General features: G+C 73.5%; 12 protein-coding genes. 6 read left to right on the top strand and 6 right to left on the bottom strand.

Annotation, left to right across the window (positions count from 1 at the left end; all coding sequences use genetic code 11):
* Positions 1 to 3 precede the first annotated feature (3 nt).
* Both IE275_RS19560 and IE275_RS19555 read left to right on the top strand, forming a co-directional pair.
* Positions 4 to 1,023: a TIGR03842 family LLM class F420-dependent oxidoreductase gene (locus IE275_RS19560; RefSeq protein WP_189712619.1), complete on the top strand. Its 1,020-nt coding sequence runs from the start codon at positions 4 to 6 to the stop codon at positions 1,021 to 1,023.
* A gap of 135 nt (positions 1,024 to 1,158) precedes the next feature.
* Positions 1,159 to 2,688, top strand: a complete 1,530-nt coding sequence (locus IE275_RS19555; protein ID WP_189712618.1) for an NCS1 family nucleobase:cation symporter-1 — start codon at positions 1,159 to 1,161, stop codon at positions 2,686 to 2,688.
* Between the two features lie 76 nt (positions 2,689 to 2,764).
* Here the strand turns inward: IE275_RS19555 and IE275_RS19550 are convergent, their stop codons facing one another.
* Positions 2,765 to 3,436 (bottom strand): hypothetical protein, encoded by a 672-nt coding sequence (locus IE275_RS19550; protein WP_189712617.1) that lies wholly within the window; start codon positions 3,434 to 3,436, stop codon positions 2,765 to 2,767.
* A gap of 255 nt (positions 3,437 to 3,691) precedes the next feature.
* On the opposite strand from IE275_RS19550, the gene IE275_RS19545 reads away from it, so the two are divergent.
* From IE275_RS19545 to IE275_RS19530, 4 genes are all read left to right on the top strand, one after another.
* Positions 3,692 to 5,551, top strand: coding sequence for a gamma-glutamyltransferase family protein (locus tag IE275_RS19545; protein WP_189712616.1), 1,860 nt, complete (start codon positions 3,692 to 3,694; stop codon positions 5,549 to 5,551).
* 105 nt (positions 5,552 to 5,656) lie between these two features.
* Positions 5,657 to 6,499, top strand: coding sequence for an inositol monophosphatase family protein (locus IE275_RS19540; RefSeq protein ID WP_189712615.1), 843 nt, complete (start codon positions 5,657 to 5,659; stop codon positions 6,497 to 6,499).
* 198 nt (positions 6,500 to 6,697) lie between these two features.
* Positions 6,698 to 8,110, top strand: coding sequence for a phytoene desaturase family protein (locus tag IE275_RS19535; RefSeq protein WP_189712614.1), 1,413 nt, complete (start codon positions 6,698 to 6,700; stop codon positions 8,108 to 8,110).
* Positions 8,111 to 8,247: 137 nt separating this feature from the next.
* Positions 8,248 to 8,757 carry an O-acetyl-ADP-ribose deacetylase gene (locus tag IE275_RS19530; RefSeq protein WP_189712613.1) on the top strand — a complete coding sequence of 170 codons (510 nt, stop codon included), beginning with the start codon at positions 8,248 to 8,250 and terminating at the stop codon, positions 8,755 to 8,757.
* Here the strand turns inward: IE275_RS19530 and IE275_RS19525 are convergent.
* Genes IE275_RS19525 through IE275_RS19505 form a run of 5 tightly spaced genes read right to left on the bottom strand, consistent with a single transcriptional unit; the run spans position 8,754 to position 14,671 of the window.
* Positions 8,754 to 10,442, bottom strand: coding sequence for an ABC transporter ATP-binding protein (locus IE275_RS19525; protein ID WP_189712612.1), 1,689 nt, complete (start codon positions 10,440 to 10,442; stop codon positions 8,754 to 8,756). The two genes, IE275_RS19530 and IE275_RS19525, sit on opposite strands and share 4 nt — an antisense overlap.
* Positions 10,439 to 11,311, bottom strand: a complete 873-nt coding sequence (locus IE275_RS19520) for an ABC transporter permease (protein WP_189712611.1) — start codon at positions 11,309 to 11,311, stop codon at positions 10,439 to 10,441. The genes IE275_RS19525 and IE275_RS19520 overlap by 4 nt, the downstream gene beginning before the upstream one ends.
* Positions 11,308 to 12,261 (bottom strand): ABC transporter permease, encoded by a 954-nt coding sequence (locus tag IE275_RS19515; protein WP_189712610.1) that lies wholly within the window; start codon positions 12,259 to 12,261, stop codon positions 11,308 to 11,310. The genes IE275_RS19520 and IE275_RS19515 overlap by 4 nt, the downstream gene beginning before the upstream one ends.
* Positions 12,258 to 13,841: an ABC transporter substrate-binding protein gene (locus IE275_RS19510; RefSeq protein WP_189712609.1), complete on the bottom strand. Its 1,584-nt coding sequence runs from the start codon at positions 13,839 to 13,841 to the stop codon at positions 12,258 to 12,260. The genes IE275_RS19515 and IE275_RS19510 overlap by 4 nt, the downstream gene beginning before the upstream one ends.
* Positions 13,842 to 13,873: 32 nt before the next feature.
* Positions 13,874 to 14,671, bottom strand: a complete 798-nt coding sequence (locus IE275_RS19505) for a class I SAM-dependent methyltransferase (protein WP_189712608.1) — start codon at positions 14,669 to 14,671, stop codon at positions 13,874 to 13,876.
* Between the last annotated feature and the right edge of the window lie 3 nt (positions 14,672 to 14,674).

The raw sequence follows: 14,674 nt of genomic DNA, 5'->3' as shown, positions 1-14,674 counted from the left end.
CACATGGACTTCGGACTCGTTCTTCAGACCGACCCGCCGGCCTCCAAGGTCGTCGAGCTGATGCAGCGTGCCGAGCACAACGGCTTCACCTACGGCTGGACCTTCGACTCCGCCGTGCTCTGGCAGGAACCCTTCGTGATCTACAGTCAGATCCTGGCCAACACCAGCACACTGACCGTGGGCCCGATGGTGACCAACCCGGGCACCCGCACCTGGGAGGTCACCGCCTCCACCTTCGCCACCCTCAACGACATGTTCGGCAACCGCACGGTGTGCGGCATCGGCCGCGGCGACTCCGCGATGCGTGTCGCGGGCCGCACCCCCAACACCCTCGCCCGGATCAGCGCGGCCATGAAGGTCATCAGGTCCCTGGGTTCCGGAGAGGAGGCGGACCTCGGCGGTACGGTCGTCCGGTTCCCCTGGATCAAGGAAGGCGCCCAGCTCCCCGTCTGGATGGCCGCGTACGGGCCCAAGGCGCTGAAGATGACCGGGGAGGAGGCCGACGGCTTCATCCTCCAGCTGGCCGACCTCTATCTCACCGAGTACATGGTCAAGGCCGTCAAGGATGCGGCCGTCGCCGCCGGCCGTGACCCGTCCGAGGTGAAGATCTGCGTCGCCGCCCCGGCCTACGTCACCGACGACGACTCGCCCGAGGCGCTCGCCCACGCCCGCGGCCAGTGCCGCTGGTTCGGCGGGATGGTCGGCAACCATGTCGCCGACCTGGTCTCGAAGTACGGCGAGCACTCCGCGGCCGTACCCGACGAACTCACCGAGTACATCAAGGCGCGCGAGGGGTACGACTACTCGCACCACGGGCGCAGCGACAACCCCGACACCGCGTTCGTGCCCGACGAGATCGTGGACCGGTTCTGCCTCATCGGGCCCGTCGAGCGGCACATCGAGAAGCTGAACGCCCTGCGCGAGCTGGGCGTGGACCAGTTCGCCGTCTACGACATGCACGACGCCCGCGAGAAGGTCATCGACGCGTACGGCACGACGGTGATCCCCGCCGTGAACGGCTGACCCGCCCGTCCCCAGGGCCCAGGAGCAACTCCCCATCCCCCCACTCCAGTTCTCCCCTCCTCCGCCATACGGGAGGAGGGGGCCGGAGACCCGCACGGCCTTTCCGGATCCGCCCCTCGTTTGATTGGCCTGCTCATGACCGACACCGCTCCCACGGCGATACCGCCGACCTCCCAAGTCACCCTCGCCGACGGCCGGGTGGAGATCGCCCCTGGTTCGCCGCAGCCCAGCGGCCCCTACGCCAACGAGGACCTGCTTCCGGTCCCGGTGGAGAAGCGCACCTGGACCACGTACAACTTCTCCGCGCTGTGGGTCGGCATGGCCCACAACACGGCGTCGTGGACGCTGGCCTCCGGTCTGATCGCCGTCGGCATGGACTGGAAGCAGGCGGTGTTCACCATCGCGCTGGCCAATGTGATCGTGCTGATCCCGATGCTGCTCACCGGGCACGCGGGACCCAAGTACGGCATCCCGTTCCCGGTCTTCGCCCGTGCCTCCTTCGGCATCCGGGGCGCCAACCTCCCCGCCGTCGTACGGGCGTTGGTGGCGTGCGGCTGGTTCGGCATCCAGACCTGGATCGGCGGCGAGGCGATCTACTTCCTCGCCGGGAAGCTGATCGGCAACGGCTGGAGCGACGCCGGGAAGGTCGGCGGCTACCCCTGGACCATGTGGCTGTCGTTCGCGATCTTCTGGGCGATCCAGGTCGCGATCATCTACCGGGGCATGGAGACGATCCGCCGCTTCGAGAACTGGGCGGCGCCCTTCGTCCTGGTCGGCGCGGTCGTGATGCTGATCTGGATGAGCAACAAGGCCGGCGGCTTCGGCCCGCTGCTCGACCAGCCCTCGAAGCTCGGCTGGGGCGGCGACTTCTGGAAGCTGTTCTGGCCGTCCCTGATGGGCATGATCGGCTTCTGGTCGACGCTGTCGCTGAACATCCCCGACTTCACCCGCTACGGCAAGTCCCAGAAGGCGCAGACCTGGGGCCAGGCGCTCGGTCTGCCCACCACCATGACGCTGTTCGCGCTGCTGTCCGTGATGGTCACCTCGGGCTCGCAGGCCGTGTACGGCGAGACCATCTGGGACCCGGTCCAGCTGGCGGCCAAGACGGACAACGTCGTCGGCCTGCTGTTCGCGCTGGTCACCGTGCTGGTGGCGACCCTGTCCGTGAACATCGCCGCCAATCTGGTCTCCCCGGCCTTCGACTTCTCCAACATTGCACCCCGGAAGATCAGTTTCCGTACCGGTGCGCTCGCCACCTGCGTGCTCGGTGTGCTGATCTTCCCGTGGAAGCTGTACTCCGACCCGCAGGGCTACATCTTCACCTGGCTCGGCCTGGTCGGCGGACTGCTCGGCACGGTCGCCGGCATCCTCATCGCCGACTACTGGATCCTGCGCCGCGGCAAGCTCGACCTGACCGACCTGTACCGCACCGGCGGCCGCTACTGGTACGACGGCGGCTGGAACTGGCGGGCCGTGGTGGCCTTCGTGGCGGGCGGTGTCCTCGCCGTCGGCGGCGCCAGCTTCGAGCCACTGATCGACGGCCGTCCCGTCCCGGCGCTGGAATCCCTCGCCGACTACGGCTGGGCGGTCGGCCTCGGCACCTCGATGGCGGTGTACCTGGCCCTGATGCTGCTGCGCGGACGGCCCGCGGAGCGCGACGCCTGACAGACGGTGGGCGGGCGGCCGCAGGAGCGTACGGCTCCTCCGGCCGCCCGCTCCGCCCGTTCGAGCGAGGGGCCCGTCAGCCGCTCTTCTTCTGGAGCGCGGCCACCACGTCCTTCGCCGCCTTGATCGCGCCCTTGTTGATCACGTCCGTGCTGGGCGACTTCCTCGACTCGAAGTCGCTGCCGTTGTAGGTGACGACCACCAGCGCGTTGGAGACGCGCGCGATGACGACACCCTCGCGGGTCTGCTGTTTGTCCTCCGTCGTGAGGTTCACCACGGAGTACGCCTCGTCCCCGAGCCCGGGGACGGCGCCCCCGCCGCTCTTCTCCTTCAGCCGCTCCTTGTACGACGTCTGCGCCGCGTCGTCCGATTCGGTGATCTCGAAGGAGACGTCGAGCCAGCGGTAGTCGAACTCCTTGAGCGCGTTCCAGGAGCAGGTCCGGCGCACCGCGGTGTCCGTCGACGGGATCTCCTTGCCGGCCGTCTTGGCGCCCGGCACCAGCGAGGTGATCGTCTTGGTGGCCACACTGGTGCAGGGGGTGGGTGCCTCGGTGTACGTCTTGGTCACGGCCGTCGAGGCCGGGCCCTTCGACGTCTCCTCGGACTGGGTCTGCTGGGTGTCCTTGGCCGCCGCCGTGTCCGGTGCTTCGGTGGCCGGACCGGACGTCAGCACCCAGCCCGCGCAGGCCAGCACGGCCACCGGGGACAGGCGCGCGGTGAGGGCGAGCGGCAGTGGGAGAGAGCGCACGGCGCACTTTCGTGGGGGACGGTGCGGACGGAGTCCGCGATGCGGACAGGGACGCCAGTGTCACACGACTCCCTGTGGGGCGGAAGCGAAAACTCGCTCCGTGGCGGCCCGGTGACCAAGGGGTGCGATCCGTCGGCGACATCGCCGTTCGTTTGCTGCATAAAGCGGCATAGAGAACATAAGGGGCGAAGGGGAGTGCGGGGCCTCGTGCGTACGATCATCGGATCCACTGGCGTGCAGTGAGGAGCCGTATCCGTGTTCACCACCCGACCCACGCTCCAGGGCACCTTCGGCATGGTGTCCTCCACGCACTGGCTGGCCTCGCAGTCGGCGATGGCCGTACTGGAGGACGGCGGCAACGCCTACGACGCCGCCGTGGCCGGGGCGTTCGTGCTGCACGTCGTCGAACCGCACCTCAACGGGCCCGCCGGGGAGGTGCCGATCCTGCTCGCCCCGGCGGACGGCGAGGTGCGGGTGCTGTGCGGGCAGGGCGTGGCACCCGCCGGCGCGACGGTCGCCCACTACCGGGGGCTCGGCCTGGACCTCGTGCCCGGCACCGGGCCGCTGGCCGCCGCCGTTCCCGGCGCCTTCGACGCGTGGATGCTGCTCCTGCGCGACCACGGCACCAAGTCCCTCGCCGACGTCCTGAAGTACGCCGTCGGATACGCCGAACACGGACACGCGCCCGTGGACAACGTCGGCGCGACCGTCGAGACGGTACGGGAGCTGTTCGAGACCGAGTGGACCTCCTCGGCGCAGGTGTACCTGCCCGGTGGACGGGCCCCCCGCCCCGGTGAGCTGCTGCGCAACCCCGCCCTCGCCGCCACCTGGAAGCGGCTGCTCGCCGAGACCGCCGGCGCCGGCGACCGCGAGGCGCGCATCGAGGCCGCGCGGGAGGTGTGGCGCACCGGGTTCGTCGCCGAGGCGCTCCTCGCTCAGTCCGCCCGCCCCACGCTCGACACCAGCGGCGAGCGCCACACCGGCACCCTCACCGCCGCCGACCTCGCCGGCTGGTCCGCGTCCTACGAGACACCGGCGACGTACGACTGGAACGGCTGGACCCTGTGCAAGGCCGGCCCCTGGAGCCAGGGCCCGGCCCTCCTCCAGCAGCTCGCCCTGCTCCCGCCCGAACTGCCCGCCCACGGCTCCACCGAGTACGTCCATCTGCTGATCGAGGGCTGCAAGCTCGCCATGGCCGACCGGGAGGCCTGGTACGGCGACGCGGCCGACGTGCCGCTCGCCGAGCTGCTCTCGGACGACTACAACGCCGGGCGGCGGGCTCTCGTCGGCGACAAGGCCTCGTACGAGCTGCGCCCCGGTGGGCCCGGTGGGCGCGTTCCCCGACTGAGCGCGCACGCGCACCTGGTCCATGCCGACGAGCCCGGCTTCAGCCCGATGGGGGCGGGGGAGCCGACGGTGGCGAAGGGGCCGGGAACCGTGGGACCGGGGGAGCCGCGCGCGCGTGGCGCCTCTTCGTCGGGTGAGCCGGGGGTCGCGGCGGACGGGGGCACGCGGGGCGACACCTGCCATCTCGACGTCGTCGACCGCTGGGGCAACATGGTGGCGGCCACGCCCAGCGGCGGCTGGCTCCAGTCCAACCCGGTCGTGCCCGAGCTGGGCTTCCCGCTCGGCACCCGGCTCCAGATGGCCTGGCTGGAGGAGGGGCTGCCGAACTCGCTGACGCCCGGCCGCCGCCCCCGCACCACCCTCACCCCTTCCCTCGCCCTGCGCGACGGGGTGCCGGTGCTGGCGTTCGGCACGCCCGGCGGCGACCAGCAGGACCAGTGGCAGCTGCACTTCTTCCTCGCCGTCGCCCTGCGCGCGCGGGTCCGCGGCGGTCTCGACCTCCAGGGCGCGATCGACGCCCCGAACTGGCACAACGACTCCTTCCCCGGGTCCTTCTACCCGCGTGGGATGCGGCCGGGCAGCGTGACCGTCGAATCGCGCATGCCGGCGGAGGTGGTGGAGGGGCTGCGGCGGCGCGGCCACGACGTGACCGTCGGCGACCCGTGGTCCGAGGGCCGGCTGTGCGCCGTGGCCCGGGACCCGAGGACGGGGATCCTCTCGGCGGCCGCCAATCCGCGGGGGATGCAGGGGTATGCGGTGGGCCGCTGACGCCCGGGGTGCCCGCGATCACCGGAGGCGCGTATTCATCCCCATTCCACCCGGAGTGCACCGGCGGGGTGGGGATTGTCAGTGGGGCGTGCTCTCATGGAGCACATGATCGAAGACATGGAAACCATCGACGAGTTTCTCGCCGGGCGCTCGACCGACGTGGAGGAGGCGCTCCGCAAGGCCGCCGCCACCGAGATCATGCCCCGCTTCCGGCAGCTCGCGGAGCACGAGGTCGACCAGAAGAGCGGCCCCCACGACCTGGTGACCGACGCCGACCGCAACGCCGAGCTGTTCCTGACCGAGGCGCTCGGCGCGCTCCTGCCCGGCTCGGTCGTCGTCGGCGAGGAGGCGGTGCACGCCGACCCGGCCACGTACGAGGCGCTCCAGGGCGACGCGCCGGTGTGGATCGTCGACCCGGTCGACGGCACACGGCAGTTCGTGCACGGCGAGGACGGCTTCTGCACGCTGGTCGCGCTGGTCCGCCGCGGAGTCCTGCTCGCGTCCTGGACCTACGCCCCGGCGCGCGACCAGCTGGCCACGGCCGTGAAGGGCGGCGGTGCCTTCCTCGACGGCGAGCGGCTGTCCGCCGGCTCCCCCGAGGCCGGGCGCGACCTGGTGGTGGCCACCTCGCACCCCGACTACACCACCGACGAACAGAAGCGTGCCCTGCTGGGGCTGTGGACGGACGGCGTCGCGCCGCGTGCCTGCGGATCGGCCGGCCTGGAGTATCTCGCCGTCGCCCGGGGCGAGTTGGATGCGACCGCCTTCTCCTGGGAGGCGGCCTGGGACCACGCGGCGGGCCTGCTGCTGGTCGAGGAGGCGGGCGGCGCCCATCTGACCCTCGGCGGCGAGCCGTTCCGGATCACCGGCGGCAACGCCCTGCCGTTCACCACGGCACGCGACGCGGCGACGGCCCGCCGGGTGCGGGCACTGCTGGCCGGGGCGTGACCGCCGCCGCGGTGCGGCCCGTTGCCGGGTGCGGTCCCTCGCCGGGTGCGGCGCGAGGCCGGGTGGAGGGGTGCGCGGGCACCTGACGGTTTGCGGCCCCGTGCCTCGGGCGCTGTCGTACCCCCGGCATATCCTGAATCCCGGAGGTCGCCGGTCTACGGAGGCCACCGGCTGACGAAGGGGTCGGAAGTGCCGTCGATGCTCGATGCGGTCGTGGTGGGAGCGGGGCCCAACGGGCTGACCGCCGCAGTGGAACTGGCCCGGCGCGGCTTCTCCGTGGCGCTCTTCGAGGCACGGGACACCGTGGGCGGCGGCGCCCGGACCGAGGAGCTGACCCTGCCGGGCTTCCGGCACGACCCCTGCGCCGCCGCGCACCCCCTCGGCATCAACTCACCCGCGTTCCGCGCCCTGCCCCTGGAGCGGTACGGGCTGGAGTGGCTGCACGCCGAGCTGCCCATGGCGCACCCGTTCCTCGACGGCAGCGCCGCCGTGCTGTCCCGGTCGGTCGCGGAGACGGCCGCATCCTTCGGGCCGCGTGACGCGGGCGCCTACCGCAGGCTCGTCGAGCCGTTCCTGCCCAAGTGGGACACACTGGTGCGCGACTTCATGTCCCTGCCGCTCACCGCCCTGCCGCGCGACCCGGTCACCCTCGCCCGGTTCGGGCTGGCCGGCCTGCCGCCGTCCACCTGGCTCACCCGCCGCTTCCGCGACGAGCCCGCCAAGACCCTCTTCGCCGGGCTCGTCGGCCATGTCATGGCCCCGCTGGGCGGCCTCGCCACCGGTGCCGTCGGCCTGGTCTTCGCGCTCGCCGCGCACGCCCGGGGCTGGCCCGTGGCCCGCGGCGGCTCCCAGGCCGTCTCCGACGCCCTCGCCGCCTATCTGAAGGACCTCGGCGGCGCCGTCCACACCGACTACGAGGTCAAGCGGCTCGACGACCTGCCGCCGGCCCGCGCCTATGTCTTCGACACCTCGCCCACCGCCCTCGCCCGCATCGCCGGCCTGGGCAACCACTACGCGGGGTTCCGGTACGGGGCGGCCGCCTTCAAGGTCGACTACGCGCTCGACGGCCCGGTGCCGTGGACCGCGCCGGAGGCCCGCGTGGCCGGCACCGTGCAGATCGGCGCCGACAGCGCGGAGATCGGCGCCGCGCTGCGGGCCGCGTCCCGCGAGGGCAGGGCACCCGAGCGGCCCTTCATGATCACGGTGCAGCCCGGGGTCGCCGACCCCGGACGCGCCCCCGCGGGAAAGCAGGTCTTCTGGGCGTACGGGCATGTGCCCAACGGCTGGACGGGCGACCTCACGGACGTCCTCGAACGCCAACTGGAGCGCTTCGCGCCCGGCTTCCGCGACCGCGTCCTGGCCCGCGCGATCGCCGGCCCCGCCGAACTCGCCGCCCGCAACGCCAACTACGTCGGCGGCGACATCGCCTCCGGCGCGGCCTCCGGGCTCCAGCTCCTGCTGCGCCCCAGGCTGTCCCTGTTCCCCTACTCCACCCCCCACCCGGCCGTCTTCATCTGCTCGGCCGCCACGCCACCCGGCCCCGGCGTCCACGGCATGTCGGGCCACAACGCGGCGAAGGCCGTGTGGCGCAGGCTCCGGGCGGCCGGGTAGCCCAGCTGCCGGAAGCCGTGCGCCCCCGGAACCGTGTGTCCGGAAGCCGAGCGGGCGCGCCCGAGTGGACGGCGCCGGGACACCGGGCGGACGTATCCCGCGCGCCCCGGCCCCCACCCGGGGGTATACACACAGGCATGACCACGATCACGCTCGTCCAGGGCGACATCACCGATCAGTCCGTGGACGCCATCGTCAACGCGGCCAACTCCTCGTTGCTCGGCGGCGGCGGTGTGGACGGGGCCATCCACCGGCGGGGCGGGCCCGCCGTCCTTCAGGACTGCCGTCGGCTGCGGGCCTCCCACTACGGCAAGGGGCTGCCCACCGGGCAGGCGGTCGCGACCACGGCCGGTGAGCTGGACGCGAGCTGGGTGATCCACACCGTGGGTCCGGTGTACAGCGCGACCGAGGACCGGTCCGCACTCCTGGCCTCCTGCTACCGCGAGTCCCTGCGGGTCGCGGACGAACTGGGCGCCCGCACGGTCGCGTTCCCGGCCGTCTCGGCGGGCATCTACGGCTGGCCGCTCGACGACGCCGCCCGGATCGCGGTGGAGACGGTGCGGAGCACACGGACGGCGGTCGAGGAGGTCGCGTTCGTCCTCTTCGACGAGCGGGCCTACGACGCGTTCGCCGCGCGACTTCACTAGCTCCACAGCTCCGCCGGGGGCGCGGTCCGCCGCCCGTGGTGCCCGAGCCCCCGATCCCGCCGTGAGTTCAGGCAGGTGTTCCCGCCCCCGGGCCGCGTCGTGCTCGCCACGAGCGACCTGGTGAACGGGTGGCTCGGGGTGGTCAGGACGTGTCGGGCCGGGCCCTGCTCGACGAGTTCGCCGGCGTCCAGGACGGCGACGCGGTGGGCCAGGGCGGCGGTGTCCAGGTCGTGGGTGATCAGGACCAGGGACAGGTCGTCGCGGTCGTGGAGCAGGGCGGTGAGGACGTCGAGGATGCCGCGGCGGGTGAGGGTGTCGAGGCCGGAGGTGATCTCGTCACAGACGAGCACGCGGGGGCGGGCCAGCAGGGCGCGGGCGAGGGCCGCGCGCTGGAGTTCGCCGCCGGAGAGCCGACCGGGGCGTCGGCGGACCAGATCCTCGGGGAGGCCGAGACCGGCCAGTGCGGCCAGGGCCTCCCGCGTCGCGGCGGCGGTCCCGGTGCCGCGCAGCCGGACCGCCGTGCGGGCGATCTGGTGCAGGACGGGGCGGTGTTCGTCGAACGCGGCGCGCGCGTCCTGGAAGACGTACTGCACGGCCGCCAACTGCGGGCGGTCGCGGTCGCGCAGGCTGCGGGGCAGCGGTGTGCCGTCGAGGAGGATCTCTCCGCGACGGTCGCGGTGGAGTCCCGCCAGACAGCGGGCCAGGGTGGTCTTGCCGCTGCCGGAGCGGCCGACGACGGCCAGGCACTCGCCCGCGCGCAGGTCGAGTGCGGGGATGCGCAGGACCTCGGTCGTGCCGCGGGCGCCGGTGCGGTGGTGTGCGGTCAGACCGCGTACCCGCAGGACGGGCCCGCCGGTGCCGGACACCTCCGCGGTCTGCGTGAACTCCTCTCGGCCAGCAAGCAGTTCACGGGTCCACGCGTGCCGGGGCGCGCGCCACAGGCGCCTCGCCGGCCCCGATTCCACGACCCGGCCCTCCCGCATGACGATCACCTCGTCGGCCAGCGCCCGTACGACGTCCAGGTCGTGGCTGAGCAGGACGACGGCGATGCCCCGTGCCGCGACGGCCGCCAGCTGCTCGACGACACGGCTCTTGGTCAGGACGTCCTGGCCGGTGGTGGGTTCGTCGGCGACCACGACCCGGGCGCCCAGCAGCAGGGCCTGGGCGAGGACGACGCGCTGCTGCTGGCCGCCGGAGAGCTGGTGCGGGTAGCGGCGCAGCAGGGCCTCGGCGTCCGGGAGTTGGGCCTCGGCGAGGGCGCGCAGGACCCGTTCGCGGGCCGCTGCCCGGCGACGGCGGCGGGGCAGGTGGCGTACCTGGGCGCGGGCGATGTCCGTCAGGAGGGCGCGGACGCGGCGGGCCGGGTTGAGGACGGCGGCGGGATGCTGCGGGATGTGGCCGACCGGGCCGTCGGCCGCCGGCCGCACCTCGCCGGTGACACGGGCACCGGGCGGATACTCGCCGAGCAGGGCGAGGCCGGTGGTCGTCTTGCCGCTGCCGGAGGCGCCCACCAGGGCGGTGACCCGGCCGGGCAGGGCCCTCAGGCTCACTCCGTCGACGATCGCCCTGCCGCCGACCTCGACGCGCAGCTTCCGGATCTCCGCCACCGGCTCCTCGGCGGTGCCGGCGGGGCCGCCGCCGGGCACACCGGCCCGGCCCGCCGTGCCGTCCGTGCGGTGCTTCATCGTCGCCCCTCGCCTTCCACCCGGCCGCGGACGGTCCCGGGGGTGCCCGGGAGCCTCGCGCCCCGGGCCCGGTCGCCGCGGCGGCCGGCCGAGAGCGCGGCGTCGAAGAGGAGGTTGGTGCCCATCGTCAGGGCGACGATCAGCAGCGCGGGGACGACCACGGCCCACGGCTGGACGAACAGGCCGGTGCGGTTGCGGTCGACCATGACCGCCCAGTCGGCGGCGTCCGGGGCGACCCCGACCCCGAGGAACGCGGCCGTCGCGACCAGGTACAGCACGCCCGTCAGCCGGGTGCCGGCGTCGGCGGCCAGGGTACGCAGCAGGGAACGGCCCACGTGGCCGACGGCCATGCGCCACCATGTCTCGCCCTGCATGCGCAGCGCCTCGACCGCGGGCCGGGCGGCGACCTCCGTGGCGGCGGCGCGTACGAGGCGGGCCGCGTCGGGCACGTTCACCAGGGCGACCAGCAGGGCGAGACCGACGGCCCCGGGGGAGAACACCGTGGCGGCCAGCAGGATCAGCAGCAGCGACGGGACGGCGAGCAGCACGTCCAGGGGGCGCATCAGCAGCTCCTCCAGCCAGCGGCGGTGGGTGAGCGCGCCGGCCAGGCCGACCGGCAGCGCGACGAGATACGACAGGGCGGTGGCGGCGAGAGCGGTCAGGACGACCGGACGGCCGCCGCGCAGCACCTGCTGCCCCACGTCCCGGCCCACGAAGTCGGTGCCGAGCCAGTGGCCGTCGCCGACGGTGAAGGACGCCGCCCGCGGCCCCGGTTCGCCCGCGACCAGCGGGCCCAGCAGGGCGAGCACGAGCGGTACGGCGACGACCGCCGCACCGAGCGCGAAGCGCCCCGCCCGCGGCTTCCTCACGCGGCCACCCCCGCCCGGGGCGCGCGACGGTGCGCGACGAGGTCCGCGCCCAGATGCAGTAGGACGGTCAGGACGCCGAACACCACGGCGAGACCCTGCACCACCGGCACATCGCGTTCGGCGACGGCGTCGAGCAGGACGGTGCCGAGCCCCGGGATCACGAACAGCGCCTCCACGACGACGACGCCGCACAGCAGCCAGTCCAGGGTGCGGGCGAGCTGCTGGACGGCGGGAACCAGGGCCCCCGGCAGCGCGTGGGCGCAGTGGACGCGGGCGCCGGAGACGCCGTAGCGGCGGGCGTGCGCCACGTAGGGGGAGGCGAGCGCGTCGATCAGGCCGGCCCGCACCAGGCGGGACAGGGAGCAGACCGGGCGGGACAGCAGGACGAGCACGGGCAGGACGAGCACGGCCGGACGGCCCAGCAGATCGGTGCCGTAGCCGACGGCGGTCGGCGGCAGCCCGCCCGGTCGGAGGGCGAGGGCGGTCACCAGCAGCATGCCGAGGGCGAACTCGGGCACCGCGTACACGGCGAGCGTGACCGAGCTGATCAGCCGGTCGGCCGGGCGCCCTTCGTGGCGGGCGGCGAGCATGCCGAGGCCGAAGCCGATCGGGACGAGCAGCGCCAGGGTGAGCGTGGCCAGCAGGAGCGTCGGGCCGAAGCTTTCGGCGAGGTACCCGCCGACCGGGCGGCCGGAGGTCAGGGAGGTGCCGAGGTCGCCGTGGAACAGGCCCGTCACCCAGTCCGCGAGCCGCTCGTGCGCGGGCCGGTCGAGGTGCATGGCCTCACGGATGGCGGCGATCCGGGCCGGGTCGGGCTGGTCGCCGGCCAGGGCGACGGCGGCGTCGCCCGGCAGCGCCTCGGTGAGCGCGAAGACCAGCAGCACCACGGCCACGGTCTGCACGGCGCCGAGCAGCAGCCGCCGGGCGACGAGGGAACGCAGTCCGCTCACGCGAGCCAGACCTTGTCGAAGCGGGCCCAGTGGAGCGTGTTGGCGGGGGCCTCGGTCTCGACCCCCCGCACGGCGGGCGCCGTTGCGAGGATCCAGTCGGCGAAACCCCAGACGACGAAGCCGCCCTCGGTGTACAGGCGCCGCTGCATGCGCGCGTACACGGCGGCGCGCTCGGCCGGGTCGCGGGTGGACTGGGCCTGCCGGTAGAGGGCGTCGAAGTCCTCGTGCCGCCACTTGGTGGCGTTGGTGGTGGAGTCGGTGAGCAGGCGCTGGGAGATATGGGCCTCGATGGGCATGGCGCCGGAGCGGTAGCTGCACAGGGTGCCGTTGTCGAGGATGTCGGCCCAGTAGGTGTCCTTGCTGCCCGTGCGCACGTCGATCGTGACGCCCGCCCGCTTCGCCTGGTCACGGAAGATGCCGGCCGCCTCGGTGAAACCGGCCGCGGCCTCCGACGTGTCCAGGGTGACCTCGAGGTTCTCGGCGCCCGCCCGCTTCAGCAGGGCGCGGGCCCGGTCGAGGTCCTGCTCACGCTGGGGGAGGTCGTCGGCGTAGTACTCGTAGCCCTTCCCGAACAGGTCGTTGCCGATCACCCCCGCGCCGGACAGGGCGCCGGCGACGAGTTCCTCGCGGTCGGCGATCAGGAAGAACGCCTCGCGGACGCGTCGGTCGTCGAAGGGGGCCCGGTCGGTCTTCATGGCGAAGCCCTGCATGGCGCTGCCCCGGAGCCTGACGATCTCGATCCGCCCCTTGCCCTCGTGGGCGCGGGCGGTGGCCGGATGGAGCTCGTGGGCGTACTGGACCTGGCCGCCGAGGAGGGCGTTGACGCGCGCGGACTCCTCGTCGGCGACGACGAACTCCAGCTCGTCGAGGTACGGGGCGCCCTCCCAGTAGGCGTCGTGGCGGCGGAAGACCGCGGAGCGGCCGGGGGTGAAGGAGACGAAGCGGAAGGGTCCGGAGCCGATCGGCCCGCCGGCGAAGCCGGCCGCCTCCCCCGCGTGCTCCGGGACGATGTAGGCGCCGAACGAGGCCAGGATGTTGGGGAATTCGGCCGTGGGACGCTTGAGGACGAACTCGATCGACCGCCGGCCGGTGGCGCGGCTGGCGTCGAGGTCGATGGGCTCCAGGGACGCCTTGGCACGGAACGCCCGCCCGGGGTCGGCGATGCGGCGATAGCTGTAGAGCACGTCCGCGGCGGTGACCGGACTTCCGTCGTGGAAGGCCGCCTCGCGCAGGGTGACCCGCCAGCGGTCCAGGGTCTTGTTCGGCTCCCACTTCTCGGCGAGGCGCGGCTGGGCGGACAGGTCGGCGCCGTAGTCGGCGAGCTTGTCGAACAGGGCCTTGGCGCGGGCGGCGTCGGCGAACAGGTTGGCCAGGTGCGGGTCGAGGGTCTCGGCGGCGCCACCGCCCGCGAACGCGGCGCGCAGCCGCCCGCCCCGCTTCGGTGTGCCGTCGCCCTTGGCGTCGGAGCCCTCGCCGCCTGAGCCGCCGCAGCCGGTGAGGGCGAGCGCGCCCAGCGAGGCGACTCCCGTGGCGGCGAGGAAGCCGCGGCGGCGCAGCCCGGGGACGTGTGCGTCATGCATGGGATTCCTTGGGGTGTGGTGGGGACGAAGGGTCAGTGGGGGGTGGTGAGGCGGGCGACGAGATGCAGCCGGTCCGCGTCCGCCGTGGCTCCGGGCAACCGGCCCTCCCGCCACGGTGGTTCGGTGCGCGGGCCGGGCCCGTCGTGGAGTTCGAGGACCGCGAAGCCGTGCCCGGCCAGCAGGTGACGCAGCTCCTGCGGGAACAGCAGCCGCCACGCTGAGCGCTGCTCGACCGGAGCCGACCCGTCGCTCGCGGTCCACACACGCCTGCGCCGCAGGAGCTGGGCCGTACGGTCCACGGTGAGCGTGGTGGTGGACCGGTAGACGGTGCCCTGCCAGGTGAACGCGTCGACGGTGGGCGTGTCCAGCAGGTCCGTACGGCCGAGGAAGTAGGCGCCGTTGCGCATCTCCGTGACCAGCAGGCCGCCGGGTACCAGGGCACGGCGGCAGGAGGACAGGAAGGCGTCGAGCCGGTCGTTGGTGTGGCAGTACAGCAGGGCGCTGTCCAGGCACACCACGGCGTCGAACACACCCCGGCCCAGGTCGAATCCGTGCAGGTCGGCATGGACGTACTCGGGCCCGGGATGATGGGCGCGGGCGTGGGCGAGCATCGCCTCGGAGAGGTCGGCACCCGTCACCTCGCGGCCGGCGCCGTGCAGATGGGCGGCGTCGCGGCCGGTGCCGCAGCCCATGTCCAGCACGCGCGCTCCCGCGCCGTGCCGCCGCAGGCAGTCCTCCGTCCAGCGCCCGGCCAGCCGGCCGGGGTCGCGGAAGCGGGCCTCGTACAGTGCGGGGTTGTCGGTGAGCAGATTGCGCGCGGCGGTGGGCATGGC

This window comes from Streptomyces phaeofaciens (assembly GCF_014648915.1).
In the GTDB taxonomy this organism is placed as follows: domain Bacteria; phylum Actinomycetota; class Actinomycetes; order Streptomycetales; family Streptomycetaceae; genus Streptomyces; species Streptomyces phaeofaciens.
The sequence above is the reverse complement of the archived record's forward strand: the minus strand, read 5'-3'. Positions and strand labels throughout refer to the sequence as shown.